Origin of the sequence: Micromonospora sp. NPDC047762 (assembly GCF_043204655.1) — a bacterium.
GTDB lineage: Bacteria > Actinomycetota > Actinomycetes > Mycobacteriales > Micromonosporaceae > Micromonospora.
The window spans coordinates 844,349-869,093 of the sequence record NZ_JBIDCQ010000002.1; the positions used below are offsets into that span (position 1 = coordinate 844,349).

The 24,745-nt window shown below is 69.2% G+C and carries 16 protein-coding genes; 9 read left to right on the top strand and 7 right to left on the bottom strand.

Annotation, left to right across the window (positions count from 1 at the left end; all coding sequences use genetic code 11):
* Positions 1 to 323 precede the first annotated feature (323 nt).
* The 4 genes from ACGF3C_RS09515 (at position 324) to ACGF3C_RS09530 (ending at position 11,442) form a co-directional block, all read left to right on the top strand.
* A complete protein-coding gene (locus ACGF3C_RS09515) occupies positions 324 to 8,957 on the top strand; it encodes a DNRLRE domain-containing protein (protein WP_393220344.1) in 8,634 nt (2,877 codons plus the stop codon).
* 702 nt (positions 8,958 to 9,659) lie between these two features.
* On the top strand, positions 9,660 to 9,914 hold the full coding sequence (locus ACGF3C_RS09520) for a hypothetical protein (RefSeq protein WP_357226796.1): 255 nt from the start codon (positions 9,660 to 9,662) through the stop codon (positions 9,912 to 9,914).
* A gap of 83 nt (positions 9,915 to 9,997) precedes the next feature.
* Positions 9,998 to 10,291: a 4a-hydroxytetrahydrobiopterin dehydratase gene (locus ACGF3C_RS09525; protein ID WP_357226799.1), complete on the top strand. Its 294-nt coding sequence runs from the start codon at positions 9,998 to 10,000 to the stop codon at positions 10,289 to 10,291.
* Positions 10,288 to 11,442: an FHA domain-containing protein gene (locus ACGF3C_RS09530; RefSeq protein ID WP_357208564.1), complete on the top strand. Its 1,155-nt coding sequence runs from the start codon at positions 10,288 to 10,290 to the stop codon at positions 11,440 to 11,442. Before ACGF3C_RS09525 ends, ACGF3C_RS09530 begins: the two co-directional genes overlap by 4 nt.
* Before the next feature lie 53 nt (positions 11,443 to 11,495).
* On the opposite strand, the gene rocD is transcribed toward ACGF3C_RS09530, so the two are convergent.
* From rocD to ACGF3C_RS09545, 3 genes are all read right to left on the bottom strand, one after another.
* Positions 11,496 to 12,710 carry an ornithine--oxo-acid transaminase gene (gene rocD / locus ACGF3C_RS09535; RefSeq protein WP_357226815.1) on the bottom strand — a complete coding sequence of 405 codons (1,215 nt, stop codon included), beginning with the start codon at positions 12,708 to 12,710 and terminating at the stop codon, positions 11,496 to 11,498.
* Positions 12,710 to 13,525: a dimethylargininase gene (ddaH, locus tag ACGF3C_RS09540; RefSeq protein WP_357195694.1), complete on the bottom strand. Its 816-nt coding sequence runs from the start codon at positions 13,523 to 13,525 to the stop codon at positions 12,710 to 12,712. Before ddaH ends, rocD begins: the two co-directional genes overlap by 1 nt.
* Positions 13,526 to 13,982: 457 nt before the next feature.
* The gene (locus ACGF3C_RS09545; protein WP_393220349.1) at positions 13,983 to 14,888 is read right to left on the bottom strand and encodes a thrombospondin; all 906 of its coding nucleotides are present in this window, start codon (positions 14,886 to 14,888) and stop codon (positions 13,983 to 13,985) included.
* Positions 14,889 to 15,254: 366 nt separating this feature from the next.
* Here ACGF3C_RS09545 and ACGF3C_RS09550 point away from each other — a divergent pair, with 366 nt between their 5' ends.
* Entirely contained in the window at positions 15,255 to 16,064 is an 810-nt protein-coding gene (locus ACGF3C_RS09550; protein WP_393220352.1) for an Fpg/Nei family DNA glycosylase, read from the top strand.
* Between the two features lie 166 nt (positions 16,065 to 16,230).
* Here ACGF3C_RS09550 and ACGF3C_RS09555 read toward each other — a convergent pair whose 3' ends face one another.
* On the bottom strand, positions 16,231 to 17,157 hold the full coding sequence (locus tag ACGF3C_RS09555; protein ID WP_393220355.1) for an aminoglycoside phosphotransferase family protein: 927 nt from the start codon (positions 17,155 to 17,157) through the stop codon (positions 16,231 to 16,233).
* 99 nt (positions 17,158 to 17,256) lie between these two features.
* Between ACGF3C_RS09555 and ACGF3C_RS09560 the strand changes: the two genes are divergently transcribed.
* From ACGF3C_RS09560 to ACGF3C_RS09575, 4 genes are all read left to right on the top strand, one after another.
* Positions 17,257 to 18,108 carry an LLM class flavin-dependent oxidoreductase gene (locus ACGF3C_RS09560; RefSeq protein WP_393220358.1) on the top strand — a complete coding sequence of 284 codons (852 nt, stop codon included), beginning with the start codon at positions 17,257 to 17,259 and terminating at the stop codon, positions 18,106 to 18,108.
* Positions 18,105 to 18,530: a nucleoside deaminase gene (locus ACGF3C_RS09565; protein WP_355008115.1), complete on the top strand. Its 426-nt coding sequence runs from the start codon at positions 18,105 to 18,107 to the stop codon at positions 18,528 to 18,530. Before ACGF3C_RS09560 ends, ACGF3C_RS09565 begins: the two co-directional genes overlap by 4 nt.
* A gap of 236 nt (positions 18,531 to 18,766) precedes the next feature.
* A complete protein-coding gene (locus tag ACGF3C_RS09570; protein WP_393220361.1) occupies positions 18,767 to 20,032 on the top strand; it encodes an AGE family epimerase/isomerase in 1,266 nt (421 codons plus the stop codon).
* Positions 20,029 to 20,982: a carbohydrate kinase gene (locus ACGF3C_RS09575; protein WP_393220364.1), complete on the top strand. Its 954-nt coding sequence runs from the start codon at positions 20,029 to 20,031 to the stop codon at positions 20,980 to 20,982. The genes ACGF3C_RS09570 and ACGF3C_RS09575 overlap by 4 nt, the downstream gene beginning before the upstream one ends.
* A 131-nt stretch (positions 20,983 to 21,113) precedes the next feature.
* Here the strand turns inward: ACGF3C_RS09575 and ACGF3C_RS09580 are convergent, their stop codons facing one another.
* From ACGF3C_RS09580 to ACGF3C_RS09590, 3 genes are all read right to left on the bottom strand, one after another.
* A complete protein-coding gene (locus ACGF3C_RS09580; RefSeq protein ID WP_393220783.1) occupies positions 21,114 to 22,082 on the bottom strand; it encodes a LacI family DNA-binding transcriptional regulator in 969 nt (322 codons plus the stop codon).
* Between the two features lie 72 nt (positions 22,083 to 22,154).
* Positions 22,155 to 23,534: an FAD-dependent oxidoreductase gene (locus ACGF3C_RS09585; protein ID WP_357231609.1), complete on the bottom strand. Its 1,380-nt coding sequence runs from the start codon at positions 23,532 to 23,534 to the stop codon at positions 22,155 to 22,157.
* Positions 23,535 to 23,557: 23 nt separating this feature from the next.
* Complete coding sequence (locus tag ACGF3C_RS09590; protein WP_357195599.1) at positions 23,558 to 24,694, bottom strand: glutamate--cysteine ligase; 1,137 nt, start codon at positions 24,692 to 24,694, stop codon at positions 23,558 to 23,560.
* Between the last annotated feature and the right edge of the window lie 51 nt (positions 24,695 to 24,745).

The following is a 24,745-nucleotide window of genomic DNA, read 5'->3' on the forward strand; positions in this document are numbered from 1 at the left end:
CCCACCGTCGTGTACCTGGACCGCGGTTCGGCGCGAGCGTCACTCGACGCCGATCTGACAAATCTTAATGTCCATATTGGGCCATTGTTCGTGGCCTTGGGGCAGAAATTGCCCTAGGTAAATAGTTGCTGCAATCAATCAAAAGTTGCTAGCTTCACTGCGGCACCCACGGGGGGCGCTGATCCGACTCATTTTTGAGCCTCGTCGCGGTGTCCGGCGCTCTTTCAGCGTGCGCCGATTCCCTTCTTCGTGGCAGTTCGACCGGCGCGTCATGTGCCGTGGTCCTCGTGTCCTCGTCGTACGCATCGCGTGAAGGGCAATTGATGAGCAGAATTGGTAATGGACGCCGCCTAATTGCGGCACTGGCCGGTGTCGTGCTGGTGATTTCCGGCACTCCGGCGTACGGAAAACCCCCAGGTGAGGCCGAGCCGGCGCCCCGGCCCGGCACCGTACTGCGCCCGCCGACGCCGCAGGGCCGAGACGTGCCTCCCACCCCGCCGGGTCCGTCGAGCGTGCTGCCCTCGGTGGCCCAGGCGACCTCCGCGAAACCCATGCCGCCGGTGCGCCGGGTCCGCGAACTCACCGACCGCCGCACCGCGAGCACCAAGGTCTTCCTGCTGGCCGACGGGCGGATGCAGGCGGAGGCCAGTCGTGAGCCGGTCCACTACCGCGACAGCAAGGGCCGCTGGCAGGACATCAAACCGACGGTGTCGGCCGGCCGCACCTCGGGCTATCCGTACGCCGCCACCCAGAACGCGTTCGCCAGCAGGTTCGGCGACCGCAGTGACCGGGTGCTGTCGTACTCGACAGGCGACCACGGGCTGACCCTCGGGCTCGCCGGCGGCCTGCGTGCCCTGCGCCCGACGGCGAGCGGCAACCGGGTCACCTACCCGGGTGCCGTCGCCGGCGCTGACCTCGTCTACGAGGTGACGCCGTCGGCGGTGAAGGAGCAGATCGTGCTGGCCGCCCCGCCGAGCGGGCCGGCCACGTACACCTTCACGCTGGACACGGACTCCGTCCGCGCAGTGCCGCAGGCCGACGGCTCGGTGTCGTTCTTCGCCACGGACCGGCAGGGTCCGGCGCTGTTCACGATGCCTCGGCCGTACATGTACGACAGCGCCGACGACCAGGCCTCGGTGGTCGGCAAGGCGATGAGCTACCAGGTCAGCCAACGGGTCAGTCAGCAGGACGGCCGCACTGTGGTGACGGTCGCCGCCGACGACGCCTGGCTGCGCGACCCGGCCCGCAGGTACCCGGTGGTGATCGATCCGACGATCAAGGTTCAACCGACGTTGAGCCAGGCCCAGGACGTGATGATCGCGTCCGGCGGCCCCTCGGAGAACTTCGACAGCACCTGGAAGCTCTCCGCCGGCGCCTCGACGGGGGGCACGTTCCGCTCCCTGACCAAGTTCGACCTGTCCAACGTGCCGGCCAACACCGTGCTGGACTCCGCGCAGTTGCAGATGTACTTCGACCAGACCCACGGTGGTGCCGACGACGCCTCGATGGCGTTCGAGGCGCGTCGGGTGACCGCGGCGTGGAACGAGACCACCGCGACGTGGGGCACCATGAACACCAAGTTCGCCGAGGTCGGGGAGAACCGCGAGCAGGTGGACGAGGCGGACGGCACCAAGGTGTCCGCCAGTGGTGAGTGGGTCGGCGCCACCGCCACCGACCGCAGTCAGGCGAACAACGGCGCCTACCGGTACAACGCCGACGCGTCCACCGGTCAGACGTTCACCTGGGTGCCGCGGCTGACCGAGGACGGTCAGTACGAGGTTCTCGTGCACTATGTGCCGGGTTCCGACCGCGCCACCAACGCGCCCTACACCGTGTTCTACGACGGTGGCTCGGTGGTCAAGACGGTCAACCAGACCACCGGCTCCGGCAATCAGAACTGGGTGTCGATCGGCACGTACGGGTTCAAGGCGGGCACCACGCACAAGGTCGTGCTCGGCGACGTGGCCAACAAGAAGGTCGTGGCCGACGCGGTCCGGCTGGTCAAGCGGGCCGAGGTGACCAAGCCGCTGCACCAGACCAACGCCTGGCACAGCTACAGCGTCCGCTCGACGGTGCAGGGCTGGCTGGACAACCCCGCGACCAACTACGGCTTCATGGTCAAGGGCAAGGACGAGTCGAACAAGAACGGCGGCCCACGGTACGAGTCCGGCGACTTCTCCTACGGTGGCGAGGACGACCACGGCCCGAAGTTGCTGCTCACCTGGGGCAAGCCCGGAGTCGCGCTGAACCCGGTCACCACAGTGCGGGCCACCGGCGCGGACCTGTCCTGGTCCACCTACGCCGACCCGTCGTCGTCACCCGACGACGACCTGGTCGAGTACCAGGTCCACTCCAGTAAGACGCAGAACTTCATGCCGAACGCGGCCACCCTGGTGGCCCCGGTCAGGCCGGGCCGGACGACATACTCGGACACCCACGCCACGCCCACCCCGGCGAACTCGGCGAGCCAGTTCGGCGACGCCTACTTCTACATGGTTGCCGCCCGGCTGCGGGACGGCACTGTCATCCCGGCGCAGACCCAGATGGTGCGGCTGCCCAAGGCCGGTCAGGTGATCAGGTTCTTCACCGGGGCGGACGACAACACCCTGACCAGCCTCAAGCCGGACAACAACTGGGACAAGCTGGATGCCGGCGGCGAGCTTCAGGTCGGCAACAAGGGCTCGATCTACGGCACCAGCCGGGTAGTGCTGAAGTTCCCCACCGTCACCGGGCTGCCCGCTCAGGCGAAGGTCATCAACGCGCAGGTCGGCCTGTGGGGCTGGTACGCCGAAGGGACGGGCGTCGGCCAGCAGCAGTTCCAACTGCGCGGGCTGACCCGTGACTTCAGCGAGACCACGTCGACGTGGAAGAGCGCCCAGACCGGAGTCGCCTGGACCACGCAGGGCGGCGATGTGGAGTCGACCGTGCAGTCCAGTGTCGGCTCGGTCAACGGTGACCCGGGCTGGGTCAACTGGGAGGCCGGGCCGCTGGTGCAGCGGTGGGTGGACAGCGCGAGCAACAACAAGGGCGTGCAGATCCGGCTGGCCGACGAGGCTGGCGCGGAACAGCGGTCGCTCTTCCTCTCCGCCGAGGCGGCCGAGCCGTCGCTGCGGCCCCGGCTGCGGGTCATCTACACCGTGCCAAACAGCGCCAGCACCTACCACGCGCCGAACACGCCGGGCCGGATGGTCCCGGGCGACCAGTACCTCGTGCCGGTCACCGTCACCAACACCACGTCGTCGGTGTGGTCGCCGGCCGACTGGGTCCTGTCGTACCACTGGACGCGTCCGGACGGCACCCCTGCCCCCAACGCGGGCAACCCGATCGAGACGCCCCTGCCGTCGGCGCAGGCGCCCGGCGGTGTGGTCACCATCAACGCCACAGTGAAGGCCCCCGCCGGCGGTGGTGACGGCGATCGCCGCGAGGACTACGTCCTGAAGTGGGAACTACGTAACAAGACCTCCGGGCAGTGGTTGTCGGCAGGCACCCAGATCGAACCCCTCGACCAGGCGGTGGCCGTCGAGGACCCGACCTCCGACCAGCTCGGGCTGGAAAAGTTTTACCAGTACGCGGGCGGCAGCGCAGGCTCCGGCTCGTCGCTGATGGTCAACCAGTTCTCGGGTAACGCCGTCTTCGGCTACAACCCGCTGGCCAATCCGAGCCGGGGTGTGTCGACGTTCGTCCGGCTGACCTACAACAGCCAGGACACGTCCACCTCGTCGATGGGTTTGGGCTGGTCGTTGTCCACATCGAGTGCGGTCCGGCTCGGTTCCCCGTTGCAGTTCCGGGGCGGGGACAGCACGTGGCCGCAGCAGGTCGCGATGACCGACGGTGACGGCACCACCCACTTGTTCAACCTGGACAAGCACAACAGCGCGAATACCGCTGACTGGCGCTACGTGCAGCCCGCCGGGGTGCACCTGTACCTGCAACGCACCGGCAGCGGCGACACCAGCCAGGCGTGGACGATGACGCGCCCGGACCGCAGCCAGTTCATCTTCGACGAGCAGGGCTACCAGAGTGCCGTGCGGGACCGCAACGGCAACCAGCTCCTGTTCACCTACGAGCGGATGCAGGTCGACTACCGCGACACCGCGGTGCTGCGCTACCTGACCGATCCGGACAACCGGCGGACGTTGTCGCTGGACTACTACGCCGCGGGAGACAGCTACACCGCATTCGTCAACGGCACGAAGCAGAGCCTGACGAACCTGCAGAACCGGCGGATCATCAACCAGCTCAAGTCGATCACCGACGTGAGCGGGCGGGTGATGTCCTTCGTCTACAGCGACGGTGGACTGCTCCGGGAGGTCACCGACGGGTCCGGCACCGCCGACGCCAAGCCCTTCGGCTTCGTCTACGACGAGTCACAGGGGCCGCAGAACGCCCGCCTGACCAGGGTGACCGACCCGCGTACGGCCGTGACGAAGGTCGCCTACAACGAGGCCGGTGATCAGTTCCTGCAGGGCAAGGTGAGCATGCTCACCGACCGGTTGCTCAAGAACACCCTGGTGGACTACCAGGACCCGGACGGCGGTGCCAGTAACGGGGTGATCACCACGGTGACCGATCCCAAGGGCCGGGCCACCGAGAGCATGATCGACGGTTTCGGCCGGGCCACGCGCATCACCAACGCCAAGAACCAGGCCACCCTCCTGGGCTGGGACGCCGACAACAACGTCTCCCGAATGGAGGAGGCGAATGGGGCGATCACCACCTGGCGGTTCGACCAGGTGACCGGCTACCCGCTGGAGATCAAGGATCCCGAGGCCAACCGGAACAACACCCCTGGCCTGCGGATGGACTACAGGTACGGGTTAGCCGGGCACACCGCCGAGCTGACCGACAAGTACTCGCCGGAGGGTCGGCACTGGAACTTCGGCTATGACAGCGTCGGCAACCTCACCTCAGTGACCGACCCCAAGGGCACGGCGACGAGCACAGAAGGTGACTACACCTCGAGCTACGCGTACGACCCGTTCGGGCGGATGACCACTGCGACGGACGCCAACAGGCACAGTACCGGTTACGCGGACTACGACCCGGTCGGTTATCCACGGACGATCACCAACCCGTTGACCGAGGTCACGAAGTACACCTACTCGTCGATCGGCAGCGTGCTCACCGTCACCGACCCGAAACAGCACACTGCGACCTACACGTACGACAGCCTCGGTCGTCCGTTGACGCAGAAGGTTCCGAAGGACGCCGCAAACGGCGTCTACATCACCACCCCGGCACCGGTCTACGACAAGAACGACAATGTCACCGACCAGACGTCACCGACCGGCGCGGTGACCACCGCGGTCTACGACGCGCTGGACCGGCCGAGCACGGTCACCACACCGAAGGACACCTCCACCTCCGAGGCGTCGACCACCAAGTACGAGTACGACCAGGTGGGCAACGTCATCAAGGTCACCGAGCCGAAGGGCATGCTGACTCCGGCCGACACGCTGGACTACGCCACCGTGTACGTCTACGACGAGCTGAACCGGCCCAAGGAGGTCACCGACGCGCTGACCGGGCGGGTCACCATCGACTACGACCTGGCCGGCAACGTCAGGCAGCAGACCGACCAGCGAAAGAACGCGACGTCCGATCCCAACGACTGGACCGCGCAGTTCACCTACGACCTGAACCGCCGGATCAAGACGACGATCGACCCGAAGGGCAACTCCACGGGCGTCGAGTACGACCGGGACGGCAACCCGACCGTCTCGATCGACCAGGACGGCAACCGGGCGCAGATGAGTTACGACGAACGCTCGGCGCTGATCGAGGAGAAGGTGCCGTACCAGTCGGTCAGTGGCACGATCACCTACCGCACCACAAAGTACGAGTACGACGAGGTCGGCAACCTCAGCCGGCAGATAAGCCCGCGCGGGGTCGAGACCACTGACGATCCGGACGACTTCGCGACCGTCACGCTCTACGACAAGCTGAACCGGGTCCGTGAGGTCCAGCAACCGTACGACCGGGACGACTCTCAGTTTGTCACGCCGCCGGTCACGACGTACCACTACGACGCAACCGGAAACCTCGAGCGAATTTCCGCGCCGCCGTCGAACGGGCAGTCGGCCCGCAACGACACCACGCAGACGTTCTTCGACAACGGCTGGATTCGCAGCTCGAAGGATGTCGGCTGGAACATCACCACCACGTACGGCTACGACGACAACGGTGCGCAGACCTCTCGGTCGGTCGCCGGCGCCAGCGGCACGCCGCGTCAGATGAACTGGACCTACTTCCCCGACGGCAAGAAGAAGACGCAGTCCGACAACGGCGCCGGCTCCAGCACGCCCAGCAAGAACTTCGCCTACGAGTACGACGTCAACAGCAATCTCGCCAAGATGCTGGACACGAGCACCGGGGCGGCGATCGACACGTATGCCGTGTCGTACGACCAGATCAACCGCGTCGCCAGCGTGGAGGAGAAGAAGAGCACGGCGGTCAAGAACACCACCACCTTCACGTATGAGCCCAACGATCTGCTCAAGAAGCGCACCCACGACACGCAGATCTCCGAGTACACCTACGAGGCCGAGCGGGATCTCGCCTCCGAGATCAAGAACTCGACGTCGCCGACGGACCCGAAGCCGAAGTACACGCGCTACACCTACACCAAGCGCGGGCAGACGGCGACCGAGACCAAGGGCAACGGCAATGTCGTCACCACCGACTACTTCCTCAACGGCTCGGTGCAGAGCCAGGTCGAGAAGAAGTCCGGGGGCGCGGTGGTCAACCAACACACGTACGAGTACGCGGCCAACGGGCAGAAGTCCAAGGATGTCTCGCACAAGCAGAACGCGGACAACCGCACCGCGTACGTCGACACCACCAGCACCTTCGCCTACGACCCGCAGGACCGGGTCCGTACGGTCACCAAGACCGGCGGCGGAGCGGGTACAGAGAGCTACGTGCACGACGCCAACAGCAACGTCGTCAAGCAGACCGTCAGCGGTGTCACCACCGACTTCGAGTACGACAAGAATCGCCTGACGAAGGCCACCGCCGACACTGTGGCAGCCACATACGCCTACGACCCGTACGGCCGGCTCAAGACGGTGACCTCGCTCGGGACCACTGTGGAGAGCTACACCTACGACGGCTTCGACCACGTCGTAACCAACGTCAAGAACCCGGGCAACAAGACGACCACCTACACCTACGACCCGTTGGACCGGCAGGCGACCCGAACCTACGGCGGCAAGACCACCACGTACGCGTATCTCGGGCTGACGGGCGACATCTCCGCCGAGTTGGAGGGCACCAAGGTCGTCAAGTCCTACCAGCGCGGTCCTGGCGGTGACCTGTTGTCGCAGGTGAAGAGCAACACGGACAGCACTCAGGAGGACTCGTACGTCGGTTACGACGGGTCGTCCGACGTCGGGCAGATCACCGACGACAAGGGCGACGGTCGGGCCACCTACGGCTACACCGCCTACGGCAAGAACGACGCCGGCCAGTTCACCGGCGTGGACAAGCCCGACGCCGGTAACCCGGAGAACCCGGACAAGGCGCCCTACAACGCGTACCGGTTCCAGTCCAAGCGGTTCGACCAGTCGACCGGCGATTACGACATGGGCTTCCGTGACTACGACCCGGGCATCAACCAGTTCCTCTCCCGGGACTCGTACAACGGGGCGCTTGACGATCTGGGGCTCGCGGTCGACCCGTACACCGGCAACCGGTACGCGTTCGCCGGTGGCAACCCGATCAGCAATGTCGAACTGGACGGCCACAACTGGCTGTCGGACGCCGCGGGCGAGGTCGGTGACTTCGTGAAGGATGCCGCCTCGGCAATCGGCTCCGACGCCAAGGGAGTTGCGGAGGGTTTTGCGCAGACTGTCTACGACACCGCGGTCGGCGGCAACCCCCTGGTCGACAAGGACACCAGCGAGGCGGCCAAGGCTCGCGGCAACGCGCGCGGCGACACGCTGAAGAAGACGCTGAGCAACCCGGGTCAGGCCGTCAAGGACTGGTCCGACGGCCTGACCAACGACGTCAAGTCAGGTCACCCGGGCCGAGCGGCTGGTCACCTGCTGTTCGACGCGTTCAGCATCGCCGCCGGCGGCGGCGGGGGAGGCGCTGCCAAGGGAGGCGCGGCTGCGGGTGCCAAGGGTGGCGTCCGTACCGGGGCCGGTGACGCCGGGAAGCTCGGTTCGCGGACGGGCGCGAACTGCCTGTCCAACAGCTTCGTGCCGGGCACCGCGGTGCTGATGGCCAACGGCAGTACCAAGCCCATCGAGGAAGTCCTCCTCGGCGACCTGGTGCTGGCCACCTCCCCTGAGACGGGCGAGACCGAGGCCAAGCCGGTCACCAGGCTGATCCGCGGTGAGGGCGAGCGGGACCTGGTGGACATCGCCGTCGCCTTGGACGGCGAGGCCGCCGACATCACCGCGACCGCTGGTCACCCGTTCTGGGTGGAGGACGAGCAGCGGTGGATCGAGGCCGGGCAGTTGCTCAACGGTGATCAGGTGGTCAGCTCGGATGGCCGTGAGCTGTCCGTGGTGAGCACGCGCCGGTGGACGGAGTACACGACGGTCTACAACCTCACCGTCGAAGACATCCACACGTATTATGTCGTCGCAGGCGAGACGCCGGTACTCGTTCACAACTGTGGAACATCACTTGACGACCTTGCGGCAGCAGGCAAGGCGCCCGACAAGAATGGCTTCACTCGTGCCGGATTCGAGCAGCAGAAGCACGGCAATCGTGCAACAAATAATGGCCAGTGGGCCGTTCCTGGCGGAAAGAAAAATCCGACCGGCTGGAACGGCGTCGGACAAGACACTTTAGAGGATATTCTCACGCATCCAAAGACGGCCACTCAAAGCTACGCGAACAGGGCTGGCGACAACGTGATGGAATTTCTCCTGCCAGACAAGGGGGCGCAGTTCCGGCAACCCGGTGGTGTCGGTAACTGGGTACTCCACTCCTTCAGGGAGAGCTAGGTCATGACTGTTCACCAATACGGTGATGCTCTCATTGAGATCACTGTGCTCAGCGACAGGGAATCTGATGGCTGGATGGCTGAGGTGTGGGATTTGACGCCCCAGACTGGGGGAGAGGTTATGCATTACCACCAGTCGCCGGCCGGCGAATTATCGATCGACCTGTTGGGAAATCGAGTTCCGGTGGATTTCGTGACGTGGTCCGTGGCGGTAGTGAGGGACGAATTAGCTGACTATCGGTAGGCTTGGCGAACCATTGTTGATGGCTGTGCCGGCGTCAGCGAGTTGGTGCAGCCGTCCGCATGGGACGGAGTGGCCCGGCTTCGGTAGAGGCGCCTTCCCAGGCGTGATGCCAATTCGAGTCCGATCCTTTGAAGATGAATGACTAACCTCGACATGATGTTGGCTACGGTGATCCGGGGTGGACGGCGATGACCGCGCCGTCCACCCCGGCTCGGGGGCGATTTTTGACAGAGCCCGCTCGACATGACTGGCAGGCACTTGTGGAATATCGCGATGACCTCCACGGCAGATGGCGCGGCGAGCGCCCTGTTGTTAATGTCATGGAGAAGGCTGACGTACTAATAGGAAGGACGTCTTTCCGCTAGTCACCTCCATGCTGTGCGAGGCTGCTGAACGAACCAACCGGTTCCATGCCTTCAGCAGAATCATTAGGCGGTTGACGGGAGGCGGCTGACAGGCATGGAAATCCTTCTTAATCAAGAGTTCGACGTGACCGTAAAAGCGATTAGGCCATGGGGAATTGAAGTTGAGTTCCCAGGCGGAATCCGAGGCGTGATCGACAATACCAATTTGGCGTACCGCCTTGCCTGTCTCCAGCGTCCGGACGACTTAGATCTTCTGCGAGAGGCGGCGGCGGATCTTCTCTCATTCGGCCCGGATTGGGACGACCATGCGGAACGACTCAAGGATCAGGCGAACCGATTGATGAAGTAAGATCTGAGGACGGTACGGTCAGGGATTGATACGGACCGGAGGCGCGTCCGGCTCTCCGGAGGCACCACCGGTAGGGTCTGGTCATGGCAGACCTGCTCACCGCGGACGCGGTGCGAGAAGAGCTGAGCCGGTTGCCCGACTGGTCGGGTGACTCGACCGGCATCGGCCGTACCGTCCAGCTCGGCAGTTTCCCGGCGGCCATCGCGGTGGTGGACCGGGTGGCGACGGTGGCCGAGGAGCTCGACCACCATCCCGACATCGACATCCGATGGCGGACCCTGACCTTCCGCTGTGTCACGCACTCGGCCGGTGGGGTCACCCACCGGGACATCGGGCTGGCCCGGCGCATTGACGACATCGTCCGGAGTGCGGCATGAGATTCGAGATCAGCAAGGTTCTGGATGCCATCGAGGGCCGGGTCTGCACGGACCCGTCACTGGCCCGAGCCGTGATCGACCTGGCCGAGGTGATCCGCTACCAGGACATCGACGGTGGTCGGCCGGCCAGCCTGCTACGCCTCGGCATGGTCATCGACGCGCTCTCCCGCGAGCTGGAGGAGGACAGCGTCCAAGTCTACGCGGTGGTGCACCGGGCGTTGCTCTCCGACGCCGACCTCACCTCCAACGAGCGGATGGTCGTCCGCCGCTGGGCCGACGACGGGCTCGTCGAGGTGCTGGACAACCCGGGTGACCGGATGTTGGAGGTCGCCGACCTGCTCGGGTTGCCGGTGCTCAGCCGGGTCCGCTTCGACGGGCTGCGCGGGCGTTTCCCGTGGCTGGTCGAGCAGCCCGGTCGGGTGGTCGCGCCGGTGCCGGGCGCCGGCGGGCCGGTGTTCATCGCGCACGTCGGTGGTGGCCACTCGCCGGTGGCCGGCAAACGGTCGCCGACCGGCGTCAAGCTGCTGGCCCGCCAGTGGCGCTGCCCGGAGTCGGGCTGCGCGCTGTTCGGCGGCGGTGGTGGGGGTGGCGCGTTCGCCGACCTGGCCGGGGGTGCCGACCGCAGCCCCGCCGCGCAGCCGCCGCCCGCGCTGCGCAACGGCGTGCCGACCTGCCCCCGACACGGCGTACGGCTCGGTGACGGCGGCCCGCGTCCGCGTACCGAGGTGCTCGCGGTGCGCGTCGGCGGCCTGGTCCGACGGCGGTTCGTGCTCAGCGAAGAACAGCCGATCGTGGCCGGTCGGGCTCCCGAGCAGGACGGCGGGATCATGCTCGGGCAGTGGCTCAACGACGAGGCCCGTCGTTGGATCAGCCGTGGTCACGTCCGCTTCGAGCTGCGGGTCGGCGAGGTCATCGTGACCGACGTCAGCACCAACGGCTCGGGCATCCGGCCGGGCGGTTCGATGACCGAGTCGGACCGGATCCCGCTGGCGCCGCAGCAGTCCCGGGTGCTGGGCGAGAACGACATGATCGAGCTGTACCCGGGGGTGCAGATCGGTCGGGCCGAGGAGCTGCCCACCGGTGCCCCGTTCACTCCCACCTCGGTGATGGCCGAGGCACCCACGATGGCGATGCGCCTGCCCCGCCCCTGACGCGAAGGGCGGGCGTCGGAATTCCGACGCCCGCCCTTCAGCACGTTCCCTGGTCAGCCGGCCAACACCTCGGCCAGCTGGGTCACCGCCAGGTCGATCTCCTCCTCGGTGATGACCAGGGGTGGGGCGAGCCGGATGGTGGAGCCGTGGGTGTCCTTGGCGAGGACTCCGCGCTCGGCGAGCCGCTCACACGCCTCCCGACCGCTCATCAGCGCCGGGTCGATGTCCAGCCCGGCCCACAGGCCGCGGACGCGTACCCCGACCAGACCCTTGCCGACCAACCCTTCCAGGCCGGCCCGCAGCCGCTCACCCAGCTCGGCCGAGCGGCGCTGGAACTCGCCGGTGGCCAGCAGCCGGACCACCTCGATCGCCACCGCGCAGGCGAGCGGGTTGCCGCCGAACGTGGAGCCGTGCTGGCCGGGCTTGAGCACCCCGAGCACGTCGGCGTTCGCGGCCACCGCGGAGACCGGCACGATGCCGCCGCCGAGCGCCTTGCCGAGCAGGTACATGTCCGGCACGACGCCCTCGTGGTCACAGGCGAAGGTCGCGCCGGTACGCCCCAGACCCGACTGGATCTCGTCGGCGATGAACAGCACGTTGCGGTCGGTGCAGACCTGGCGCACGCCCGGGAGGTAGCCCTCCGGTGGCACCACCACACCCTGCTCACCCTGGATCGGCTCCAGCAGCACGGCCACTGTGTTCTCGTCGATCGCGGCGGTCAGCGCCTCCAGGTCGCCGTACGGCACGACAGTGAACCCCGGGGTGTACGGCCCGAAGTCGGCGCGGGCGTCCTCGTCGGTGGAGAAGCTCACGATGGTGGTGGTCCGGCCGTGGAAGTTGCCCTCGGCGACCACGATGTTGGCCTGACCGGTGGGCACGCCCTTGACCTGGTAGCCCCACTTGCGGGCCACCTTGATCCCGGTCTCCACCGCCTCGGCGCCGGTGTTCATCGGCAGCACGAGGTCCTTGCCGCACAGCTCGGCCAGCTCCCGGCAGAAGTCGGCGAACTGGTCGTGGATGAACGCGCGACTGGTCAGCGTCAGCCGGTCCAGTTGGGCGTGCGCGGCGGCGATCAACTGCGGGTGCCGGTGACCGAAGTTCAGCGCGGAGTAGCCGGCCAGGCAGTCCAGGTAGCGGCGGCCGTCGACGTCGGTGAGCCAGGCGCCCTCGGCGGACGAGATCACCACCGGCAGGGGGTGGTAGTTGTGCGCGGTCCAGCGCTCGGCGTCCCGGACCGCTCCCGGCGTACGCAGCTTGTCATCCACGATCACTTGCTTGCCTTTCCCTGACGGAGTCGCAGCGTGCAGCACTTCGGTCCGCCGCCGGCCTTACGTAGCTCGGACAGGTCGACCCCGATGGTCTCGTAGCCCCGGTCGCGCAGCTTGGCGGCCAGGTCGGTGGCCTGCGCGGGCAGCACAACGTGCCGCCCGTCGCTGACCGCGTTCAGCCCCAGCACCTCGGCGTCCGCCATGGTGGCGTGCACCGCGTCGGGGAAGAGCCGGCGCAGCACGGCCTGGCTGCCCGGGGAGAACGCCTCCGGCAGGTACGCCACGGTCCGCTCGTCGAGCACTGTCAACGCGGTGTCCAGGTGGTAGAAGCGTGGGTCGACCAGTTGCATGGTGATCACCGGGTAGCCGAAGACCTCCTGCAACTGGGCGTGTGCGGCGTGCGCCGTACGGAAGCCGGTGCCGGCCAGCAGGTGGTCACCGGCCAGCAGGACGTCACCCTCGCCCTCGTTGACGTGCTTCGGGTCGTACATCTCGAAGCCGGCGGCCTCGAACCAGGCCCGGAACGCCGGCGCCTCGTCGGCGCGCTGCGGGTCCCGGAACTGCACGGCCATCGCCTTGCCGTCGATCACGGTGCCGCCGTTGGCGGCGAAGACCATGTCGGGCAGGCCGGGCACCGGAGTGATCTCCTCGACGGTGTGGCCCAGGTCAAGGTACGTCTGGCGCAGCTGCTCCCACTGCCGGACGGCCAGCGCGGCGTCGACCGGCGCGTTCGGGTCCATCCAGGGGTTGATCGCGTAGTCGACGGCGAAGTACGTCGGCCGGCACATCAACAGGCGCTGGCTGGTGGCGTCCATCGTCATTGTCCTGCTCCCAGGGGTCGGGCGCGCCCGGCCACCGTGGCCCACGGGCTGGCGCCGTTGCTCAACGGTATGCGGCGTGAGCGGCAGGATCCACCACCAGGAGTTGCGCAGGGCGTAGATCCGTTGCGTGTGGCGAGACCTCTGAGGCGATTCGTTGCGTTGGAGCGTGGAGGTGCCGAGTCTCGTGCCGGTGGCCACGTGGCCCGGAGTCGGGGCCAAGCCGGGAGCGGAGAGCCAGCAGGCGGGGCCGCGAAGCGGGGGATCGCCGGAACGCACTAGTTCGTCGCGGTGACCTGGACCGGAGCCGTCCGACCCTGGAAACACTTCAGGGGCGGCGAACCGCCGCCCCTGAAAGGGTGTCTCCCCGGCCGGTGAACCACCGGACTGATCGGGTTGCCGGCGAACCGCCGGCTGTTCGCCGGTGCATCACCGGCGAGCGGAACAGTGCCCGCTAGAAACGATCGACAAACTGTGAGTCAAGCCACTCCCGGAAGCGCTGCACCCAGTCGCCGTCGGTGGTCGGCCAGTCGAACTGGCCGGTCATCGCGAGCACCCCGATCACGACCGCGGCCAGACCGATCAGCACGCCGAAGAGCGCGTCGGTCTTGCCGGCGACATGCCGGCGGCGGGTTGCCATCAGGCCGAGCACCGACAGTACCGCGCCGAACGCGCCCAGCCCGATGCCGTACCCGGCCAAGGTTCCGGTCAGCACGAACGTCGCACCGACGACCGAGACGATCAGGCCGAGGGTGGCGAGCAGACTGGCCCGCGGCTTCGGGCCACGCGCCACCGGCGGCTCAGGCGTGGCCGCGCCCGGGGTCGGGTCGACAGTGCGGTCCGTGGTGGTCCGGTCGGTGGTGTCGGGCCGACGGGTGGTGCTGTCGAGGTCGGCGTCCCGCTCGGCGGTCCGCTCAGTGGTCGGGGCGACGGCGGGCCGGGCCTCGGTCTCCACCTTGCTGGTGGTGCCGGTGCGGGGCTCCGGCGTGACCGGGCGGGTCGTGCCGTTCACGGGCTCGGGTGCGACCGGGCGGGTCGTGCCGTTCGAGGGCTCGGGCGCGACCGGGCGGGCGGTGCCCCGGGAGTCGACCTCCGCCGGTCGTCCGGTGGCGGCTCGGGCCACCGCCGCCCGCTCGTTGGCCCGCCGCTCGGCCTCACTGGTCTGGCCGTCGGTCGTGCCGGCGCTGCGGTACGTCGTCTGGTCGGCGTCCCGGTCGGTGACCACCGGGCGGCCGACGCTGTCGTCGGACTGGGCGGTCTCGGTGACCGGGGTGTCGCGGCCGTCCACGCGGCCGTCGAGGTTCTCGTCCCGCGTCGGTGCCGGCTCGGACCGGCGGGACAGCGAAGGAATCCTGACCACTACACACCTCCTGATGAATGCGTGGTGGCCGACGGAAAGGGTGGCACCCACGCGGTGTCGGCCCTCAAATACCCACCTGGGCGTTTCCTGACACCAATCCTGGGTACGACCGGCAACACCGGCCTCGGCCGGCCTCGCCGCCTGGCCCGGACCAGCCCCGGCTTGGCCTTGATCGACTCGGTTTCCTGGAAGTCGCGGTCTCCCGTCTCCGCGGACACCCCGATCTCCTGAAACCCGAGTCGATCAACGCGACGGGGACCGGGTCGATCGAGGCGGCGGCGGGCCCGATGCCGATCAGCGCGGCGGTGGGCCCGGTGCCGATCAGCGCGCGGGCCGGTCGGGCGGGGCTGGCTATCCTTGGCACCTGTGCCAGAGGGACACTCGATCCATCGCCTGGCAGCCCGGCACGCCGAGCTGTTCGCCGGGGACAAGCTGCTCGCCGCCAGCCCGCAGGGCCGCTTCGCCGAGGGTGCCGCCCGGCTCTCCGGGACAGTGCTGGAGGGCACCGAAGCGTACGGAAAACACCTGCTGCACCACTACGCCGGCGAGCTGACGTTGCACGTACACCTCGGGTTGTATGGCAAGTTCACCGACGGGCCGGGGGAGCCGCCGGAGCCGGTCGGGCAGGTGCGGCTTCGGCTGGACAGCGACCGGCACTGGCTCGACCTGCGCGGGCCAACGGCCTGTGAGCTGCTCACCCCACCCGAGGTGGCCGCGCTGCGGGACCGTCTCGGGCCGGATCCGTTGCGCGCCGACGCCGACCCGGAGCGGGCGTACGCCCGGATCGCCCGCAGCCCCACCCCTCTCGCCGCGCTGCTGCTGGACCAGTCGGTGGTGGCCGGCACCGGTCTGATCTTCGTGACCGAGGCACTGTTCCGGGCGGGGCTGCCGCCCACGATGCCGGGCCGACAGTTGACCAGGACCGGCTGGGACGCGCTCTGGGCCGACCTGGTCGGCCTGATGCGGCTCGCTGTCGAGCACGGTCGGATCGACACGGTCCGCGACGCGCACCTGCCAGAGGCCATGGGCCGGCCGGCGCGCGTGGACCGGCACGGCGGCGAGGTGTACGTCTACCGCCGCCCGGGAGCACCCTGCCACGTCTGCGGCACCGAGGTCAGTCGCGGCGAACTGGCCGGCCGCAACCTGTACTGGTGCCACACCTGCCAAACCACCTGACCCACCCCAGGCACCCCCGTACCCCACGCCCCGCACCCCGCGCCCCGCGCCCGCCGATCTTGCGGTTTGTGTTGTCGGCATGGGTGGATATGCGCGCTGTGTCGGGACAGAAAGTGCAAGATCGCGGAGTTGGGGCGGGTGTGGGAGGCCCGCGCGCTGCTGGAACTCAGTCGGTGTCGAGCAGCCAGCGGACCACCTCGACCTTCTCGGGGAAGACCGTTTCGTCGGCGACGCTCCAGGACAGGGTGTGTCCGATCGTCCAGGCTCGGACCCGGTCCCGGTCCAGTCCCAGGTCGGTGCTGAGCCGGTCCAGTCGATGCCGGACGGCCGCCGGTGAGTGGCCCAACTCCGGGCCGCGCACCATCGGCACGACCGAGAACTCCCGTTCCCCGGTCAGCGGCTTCGGGTCGATCGCCAGCCACGGCCCTCGATCGCCGGCGAGCCCGTCGCCGGCGAGCCCGTCGCTGCCGAGCCCGTCGCCGCCGAGCGCGTTGGCGGCGAGGATGTTGCCGGCGTGCAGGTCCTGGTTGACCAGCACCTGCTCGCCCTGGCTCGACGCCAGGCCGGTGAGCAGGTCGAGCGCCGCGTCCAGCAGCCGTCGCTCGTACGGTCGGGCGGCCCGTTCCCAGGCCCGGGGCATCCGGTCGATCCAGCCAGCGGCCTCGCGTGCGAGCGGGGTGAACGGCGTGTCGGCCGGTCGCCAGAGCCGGGGGAGCAGTCCAACCACCACGTCCAGCGCTCGGTCCGGCGCAAGGTCGTGCAGGGGAGTGCCGGGCTGGCAGCGTTCGAGCAGCAGGGCACGCCGCCCGGGGTCGTGGGCGAGCAGACGGACCGCCGCGACGCCGTCCCAGAGCGCCAACGCGTCGGCCTCGTGCCGGCTCTCCTCGTCGGGATACTGGAGCTTCAGCACCACAGCGGTGCCATCGGGCAGGTGGGCGGGGAGCGCCAGTGACGCGTACGCCTGCCGGAAGGGTGGCCCGACCCGCAGCGACCAGCGCTCGGCGCACTCGTTCAGCCACGTCGGGAGTGCGGCCAGCCAGGCGCGACCGGCCGGTGATCCTCGTACCCAGTCGAGTCCCTCGGGCAGATCCATCCGGCGCTCCTGAGTCGTGCGGCGATCCGCGGCGGCTGCCAGGTGACTCAGCCGGGCCGCGGCGTTCACACACCGGTCCACAGTGGCTAGCGTGGACGGGTGCAGATTGGTGTGAACGTACCGAACTTCGCTCCGGGCACCGACCCCGACGTGCTGCGTCGGTGGGCGCAGACGGTGGAGGGTCTCGGCTTCGACCTGTTGATGGTCTCCGATCACATCGCGGTGACCCCGGACGTGGCCGAGCAGTATCCGGCGCCGTTCTACGAGCCGTTCACCACGCTGTCCTGGCTGGCCGGGGTGACCAGCCGGGTTCGGCTGGGCACCACGGTGCTCATCGTCCCGTACCGGCACCCGCTGCTCACCGCCCGGATGGCGGCGAACCTCAACCGGCTCAGCGGCGGCCGGCTCGTCCTCGGTGTCGGCGTCGGCTGGGCCCGGCAGGAGTTCGAGGCGCTCGGCGTGCCGTTCCGGCAGCGCGGTGCGCTGACCGACGAGTACCTGCACACGATGCGCGCGGCCTGGCAGGACACCGACGACTACGACACGGCAGCGATCCCGATCTGGGTCGGTGGCAACAGCGAGGCCGGCATGCGCCGCGCGGTACTGCTCGGTGACGCCTGGCACCCGCTGCGGGTCACGCCGGGACGGCTGGCCGACGCGGTCGGACGACTGACGCACATCGCCGGCGAGCTGGGTCGCCCGGTGCCCGCGTTGGTGCCGCGGATCGCGATCCAGGAGACCCGGGAACCGATCACCGACCCGGACCGGCTCGCCGGTGTCGGCACCATCGACCAGATCGCCGCCGACCTGGACCAGCTTCGTGTGCTTGGCGCGGAGACGGTGGTGCTGGACCCGTTCAACGGTGACCTGACCGAGATCCGCCAGCCCGAACGCGCCTGGCGGACCCTTGCGGCAGTGGCCGCACATCACAGAACCCAGGAGGACCGATGACCCCCGACGACGAGAAGTTTCTCCGCCATGCCGTCGAAATCGCCAGGCGGGCGGGGGCTTCCGGCGAACGGCCGTTCGGCTCGTTGCTTGTCGACGCGGCCGGCGTCGTCCTGATCGAGGACCACAACACGGTGGTCTCCGACGCGGACATCAGCGCCCATCCGGAGTTGAAGCTGGCCCGCTGGGCGGCTCGGGAACTCACTCCCGAGGTGGCCGCCGGCACCACCATGTTCACCAGTTGTCAGCCCTGCGCGATGTGCGCGACGGCGATCGACCGGTCCGGCCTCGGGCGGGTGGTGTACGCGCTGTCCACCGAGCAGTTCGAGGAGGTCAAGCCGGCCACCCCGCCGCTGCCCCCGGTCCGCTACGAGGGGCCGGCGCTGTTCGACGAGGCGCGCCGGCCGATCGACGACTACTACTGAGCGGAGCCGCTCCGGGTCGGTGTGACGCAGCCGGAATTGACAGTCGGCCGGCCGCCGGAGCAGGGTTGAGCGGTGACAACGATGTCAACGGTCAATTAGGAGGAAAACCCTCTAGCTGCGCGCCGACCCCTGCCAGTCGATTCGCGGCGTACCGTTGGCAGTTTTGCGGCGCGGACCCGGTCCGTTCGCCGATCCTGGCCGTATGTCCCTTTCCTACCCCACGGTGACCAGCTGAGATGACCGACGTGCCCCGATCCGACGCCGCAACGACCCCTGCTCCGCCGGGGTCACCAGACCTTCCCGAGCTGGACGAGTTCCTCGTCGACCAGACCCGGACGCTGCTCGACACCGCTCGCCGCTCGGTCCGGCCCGAGGGCGGCTTCTGGTGGCTCACCGACGACCGCACCCCGGATCGCGGAGAACCCATCCACACCTGGATCACCTGCCGGATGACCCACGTGGCCGCCCTCGCCCACCGCAACGGCGACCCGGACGCCGCCGCCCTGGTCGACCACGGGATCACCGCGCTCAGCACGCTGCTGCGTGACGACCGGTACGGCGGCTGGTTCGGCGCGGTGGACCAGCAGGGAGTACCCGTCAACGACCGCAAGGCCGGCTACGACCACGCGTTCGTGCTGCTCGCCGCCTCCAGCGCCGTGCGCGCCGGACGCCCCGGCGCGGACCGGCTGCTCGCCGACGTGCTGGCCGTCGTGCGGGACCGGTTCTGGGACGACGACGCCGGCGCTGTCCGCGAATCGTGGAACCGGGACTGGACGGTCACCGAGGACTACCGGGGCGCCAACAGCAGCATGCACATGGTCGAGGCGTTCCTCGCCGCTACCGCCGCCACCAGTGACGCGAGTTGGGCTGACCGGGCCCTGCGGATCGCCACCCACCTCGTGCACGGTGAGGCGGCCCGACACGACTGGCGGCTGCCCGAGCACTTCACCACCGACTGGACGCCGCTGCCCGACTACAACCGGGACCAGCCCGCCGACCCGTTCCGGCCGTACGGCTCCACGATCGGGCACTGGCTGGAGTGGGCCCGACTGCTGCTGGAGTTGGAGGCGGTGCTGCCGCAGCCACCCCGCGGGCTGCTCGCCGACGCCCAGGCCCTGTTCGCCGCCGCCGTGCGTCGCGGCTGGGCGGTCGACGGCGCGGACGGCTTCGTCTACACCATCGACTGGGACGACCAGCCGGTGGTGCGCTCCCGGATGCACTGGGTTCTCGCCGAGGCCATCGGCGCGGCGATCACGCTTCATCGCCGTACCGGGGACGCGGTCTACCTCGACTGGTACCGGGTCTTCTGGGCGTACGCCCGCCGTACTCTCATCGACCAGACCGGATGGCGGCACGAGTTGGACGCGCAGAACCTGCCCGCCGACACGGTCTGGCACGGCCGGCCGGACGTCTACCACGCCTACCAGGCGGTACTGCTGTCCCGCGCGGCCGACGGGCTCGGCGGCCCCGGCCCGCTCGCACCGGGGGAGGTGACCGCGTGATCGTCGTCGCGGGTGAGGCGCTGATCGACCTGGTCGTGACTGCCGAGGGGCAGCGTGCCGTCCCGGGTGGTTCGCCGGCGAACGTCGCCGTCACCCTGGCCCGGCTCGACCAGCCGGTACGACTGCTGGCCCGACTCGCCGACGACGACTACGGTCGGCAACTCGTCGAGCATCTGAGCGCCAACCGGGTGGACCTGGAGTGGGCGGTACGCGCCGCGGAGCCCACGTCGGTGGCGGTCGCCACTCTGAACGCCGCCGGGCAGGCCAGCTACGAGTTCCGGCTGGCCGGTGCGGCCGACTGGCAGTGGACGCCGCAGGAGTTGCCCGAGCTGGCGGGGTCACCGGCGATCGCGCTGCACAGCGGGTCCCTCGCGCTCGCGTTGGCACCCGGCGCGGAGGCGCTGGAGGGCCTGCTCGCCCGGGAACACCAGCGGGACGGGCTCACCGTCTCCATCGACCTCAACCTGCGCCCGAGCATCGTCACCGACCGGGCGGCGGAGCAGGAGCGGGTACGCCGGCAGGTTCGCATCGCGCACCTGGTCAAGGCCAGCGACGAGGACCTCGCCTGGCTCTACCCGGACCGTTCGGTGGCTGACGTGATGACCGAATGGCGTACCGCCGGTGTGTCCTGCGCCGTGGTGACCCGGGGCGGGGAAGGCGCCGTGCTGCTCGCGCCCGACGGCTCGCTGCACGAGGAGCCGGCGGTCCGCACCACAGTGGTGGACACCGTCGGCGCCGGCGACTCGTTCACCGGTGGCCTGCTGGCCGCGCTGGCCGACCTCGACGCGCTCGGCGACCGCCCGGCCGACCGGCTCGCCGCGGTCAGTCCGCAGCAGTGGGGTGCGGTGCTCCGACAGGCCGCCACGGTGGCCGCCCTGACCTGCGCCCGCCGAGGCGCCAACCCCCCGACCAAAGCAGAGGTCGAAGCCCTCCTGACCCCCGCGCCCTGACCCCCGTCCCCGCGCCCTGACCCCCACTCCCGCCCCCGCGATCTTGCACATTCTGTCCCGGCGAAAGGCGCATTGCTGCGCAGGTCGCCAACAGTAAGTGCAAGATCGCGGGGGTCAGGCGGGCGCGCGGGTCAGGTTAGGCCGCGTTTTAGGAGCCTGGTGGGGAGGACCGTCGTGTCGGGTGGGGTGTCGTCTCCGGCGATTCTCTGGAAGAGGCGTTCGGTGGCCACCTTGGCCAGCTCTCTCGTGTCGTAGGCGACGACGGTCAGCGGTCGGGGCATCAGGTGGGCCAGCTCGAAGTCGTCGAAACCGACAAGCGCGGCGTCACTGCCCCGCCGGTGCAACTCCTGGAGCGCGCCGACGGTGAGCCGGTTGTTGGCGCAGAAGAACGCGGTGGGTGGTTCCGGGAGGTCGAGCAGCGCGGCGACCGCTCGGCCGGCCTCCTCTGGCGCGACGAGCCGCTCGCGGATCAGCGACTCGTCCGGTTCGACGCCGGCAGCGTCCAGCGCCGACCGCGCCCCGGCCAGCCGCTCCCGCATGGTGGGCACGCTCGGCGCGCCGAGCAGCAGCCCCACCCGTCGGTGCCCCTCGTCGAGCAGCGCGCTCACCCCGGCGTGGCTGCCACCCCGGTTGTCCAACAGCACGGCGTCGGCGTGCAGCCCCTGCGGCGGCCGGTCCAGGAACACCACAGGCATGCCCAGCTCGACCTCGCGACGCAGGAACGAGTGGTCCAGGCCCGCCGGCACCACCAGCAGACCGTCGACGCGGCGTTGGGTGAAGTCCTGGAGCAGGGCGCGTTCCCGCTCCGGGTCCTCCTCCGACGACGCGGTGATCAGCATGGTGCCGTGCGCGGCGGCGATCTCGGCGGCGACGCTGGCGATGGTCGCGTAGAACGGGTTGGCGATCTCCTCGATCAGCAGCCCGACGGTGGCGTTGAGCTGCCGGGAGCGCAGGTTACGGGCGATGTCGTTGCGTCGGAAGCCCAGCTCGGCGATGGCGGCCAGCACTCGGCCGACCAGTTCCTGCCCCACCGGCTCGTCGTTCACGACCCGGGAGACCGTCTTCAGGCTGACGTCGGCCCGCCGGGCCACGTCCACCATCGTGGGACGCCGACGCACTGTCGGTCGGGTCGGGGTCTGGGTCACGGGGTGGTCCTCCACGGCGGGCGCGGGTCAACGGTCGAGGGCGGCGAGCGCGTCGACCGCTTTTCGGGCGGCGATGAGCACCGGATCCCAGACCGGCGCGTACGGCGGAGCGTAGCCCAGGTCCAGCTGCGTCATATCGTCCACCGTCATGCCGTTCCACAGCGCCACGGCCAGTGTGTCGATCCGTTTGGCCGCCTCGGACCAGCCGACGATCTGCGCGCCGAGCAACCGACCGCTGGGGCGCTCGGCGATCAGCTTGACCGTCATCGGCCGGGCGCCCGGGTAGTAGCCGGCCCGGTTGGTCGACTCGGCGATCACCGAGACGAACTCGAAGCCGGCGGCGGTGGCCTCCCGTTCGCGCAGGCCGGTCCGGCCCACCTCCAGGTCGCAGACCTTGGTGACAGCCGTGCCGATCACGCCGGTGAAGGTGGCGTACCCGCCGCCGATGTTGATCCCGGCGACCCGGCCCTGCTTGTTGGCGTGCGTGCCGAGCGGCACGTGCACCGGCAACCCGCTGACCCGGTGCAGGGTCTCCACACAGTCACCGGCCGCCCAGACGCCGGGGTGCTCGGGCACCCGCATCCGGCGGTCCACCCGGATCGCGCCGGTCGGTCCGAGGGGCAGCCCGGCGGCCTTGGCGAGCGCCGTGTTGGGGCGTACGCCGAGGCCCAGGACCACGACGTCGGTCGGGATCGGCCCCTCGGCGGTGACCACCGCGGAGACCCGGCCGTCCCGCTGTTCCAGGCCAGTCACCGGCAGGCTGGTGCGGATGGTGACGCCGAGGCCGCGCATGGCTTCGGTGACCAGCTCGGCCATGTCGGCGTCGACGGTCGCCATGGGCTGCTCGCCCGCCTCCACCAGGGTCACCGAGAGCCCGCGTTGGATCAGGGCCTCGGCGATCTCGACGCCGATGTACCCGCCGCCGACCACCACGGCCCGGCGCGGCTGCGGGTCGGCGTCCAGCCAGTGTCGTAGCGCAGCGCCGTCGTCGAGGGTCTGCATGCCGAACACGCCGTCCGCGTCGGTGACCGCCCACGACGGCTTGACCGGCACCGCGCCGGTGGCGTACATCAGGTCGTCGAAGCGTTCGCGGACCTCGCCGCCGCCCGTCAGGTCCCGGGCCACGACCTCGCGGCGTTCCAGGTCGATGGCCGTGACCTCGTGGCGCATCCGGACGTCCATCGCGTACTCGGTGCGGAACGTCTCCGGGTCGCGGGCGATCAACGCCTCGGGGCCGGGCACCAGGCCACTGATCCAGTACGGGATGCCGCACGCCGAGTAGGAGGTGAAGTTGCCCCGCTCGAAGACCACGATCTCCAGGTCGCCACGGTCACGGCGGCGGCGGGCCTGGGACGCCGCCGACATTCCGGCGGCGTCCCCGCCGATGACGATCAGCCGTTGCGCCACGGGCTCATCTTGTCACGCGGTGATCAGCCGCGGGTCTGCCGTGCGACGTCCTGCACCACGTCGGTGAGTCGGCCGGTGCGTTCGAACACCGCACGCTGCCGCGCCGCGCCGCTGCCGTGCCGGCGCAAGCCGCCCAGAAGGTCGTTCACCTCGGCCCAGTCGCCGTGCTGCTCCAGCGCCGGCCGCATCCGCTCCACGAACCGGTCCAACAGCTCCCAGGCCGGGCGCAGCTCACCGTTCGTGACGTCGACGGCTTCGCCCTCCAGGCCGTCATGGGCGGCCCGCCAGTGCGCCCCGACCAGCAGGTGGTGGTCGGTCTGCAACGCCGGTCGGCCGGCCTCGACATCCGCCATGGCGGTGGCGACAAGCGCCCGGACCAGCGCGGCGACAAGGACCGCGTCGTCCACCGACGGGCAGACGTCGCCGATCCGCAGCTCGACTGTCGGGTACTTCGCCGACAGGCGGGCGTACCAGTAGAGCATCCCCTCGTCGAGCATCACCCCGCTGGAGATCAACTGGCGGATCAGCCGCTGGTAGTGCTCGTGCGACTCCAGGAACGGGGTCGGCGCCACCGACGGCCAGCGCTCCCATTCGACCGAGCGCCAACTGGCGTAGCCGGTGTCCTCGCCCCGGGAGAACGGCGAGTTGGTGGTCACCGCGTGCAGCATCGGCAGCCACGGCCGTACGTGGTTGAGCACCTGCACGCCGGTGTCCGGGTCGGGCACCCCGACGTGGACGTGCATGCCGTTGTTGCCGGGGCCGGGGACGAGCAGCCGGAACCGCTCGATCATGCGGTCGAAGCGTGGCTTGTCGACCACCGGTGGCACCGGGCCGTCGACCGGGCCGGTACCGATGGCGAGCAGGCGTACGCCGGCCCGCTCGGCGGCGTCGGAGAGCGCCTTACGCAGTACGCCGAGGGAGTGCCGGATCGACGAGAGCTCCAGGCCGGGCGGGCTGCCGATCTCGATCTGACTGGTCTGGAACTCCCGCTCCACCTGCCCGCGAAGTTCGGCCGGCACCTGCTCCATGACGAGGTCCACGGCCGGAACCGCAGCCCCGGTGTGCGGGTCGACGAGCAGGAACTCCTCCTCGACACCCACGGTGAGCAACCCGGTGGCCGCAGCCCTGTCGCTGAGCGCGTCCGCCACCTGACCGGTCATCGACATCACCCGTCCGTTTCTACCGTTCGCGGTCCGTCCGCGTCGGTCCTT

Excerpts from the sequence above, each read along its gene's own strand:
- ACGF3C_RS09515 (WP_393220344.1), top strand. The coding sequence starts at position 324 with ATGAGCAGAATTGGTAATGGACGCCGCCTAATTGCGGCACTGGCCGGT.
- ACGF3C_RS09520 (WP_357226796.1), top strand. The coding sequence starts at position 9,660 with ATGGAAATCCTTCTTAATCAAGAGTTCGACGTGACCGTAAAAGCGATT.
- ACGF3C_RS09525 (WP_357226799.1), top strand. The coding sequence starts at position 9,998 with ATGGCAGACCTGCTCACCGCGGACGCGGTGCGAGAAGAGCTGAGCCGG.
- ACGF3C_RS09530 (WP_357208564.1), top strand. The coding sequence starts at position 10,288 with ATGAGATTCGAGATCAGCAAGGTTCTGGATGCCATCGAGGGCCGGGTC.
- ddaH (WP_357195694.1), bottom strand. The coding sequence starts at position 13,525 with ATGGACGCCACCAGCCAGCGCCTGTTGATGTGCCGGCCGACGTACTTC.
- ACGF3C_RS09555 (WP_393220355.1), bottom strand. The coding sequence starts at position 17,157 with ATGGATCTGCCCGAGGGACTCGACTGGGTACGAGGATCACCGGCCGGT.
- ACGF3C_RS09565 (WP_355008115.1), top strand. The coding sequence starts at position 18,105 with ATGACCCCCGACGACGAGAAGTTTCTCCGCCATGCCGTCGAAATCGCC.
- ACGF3C_RS09570 (WP_393220361.1), top strand. The coding sequence starts at position 18,767 with ATGACCGACGTGCCCCGATCCGACGCCGCAACGACCCCTGCTCCGCCG.
- ACGF3C_RS09580 (WP_393220783.1), bottom strand. The coding sequence starts at position 22,082 with ATGGTGGACGTGGCCCGGCGGGCCGACGTCAGCCTGAAGACGGTCTCC.
- ACGF3C_RS09590 (WP_357195599.1), bottom strand. The coding sequence starts at position 24,694 with ATGACCGGTCAGGTGGCGGACGCGCTCAGCGACAGGGCTGCGGCCACC.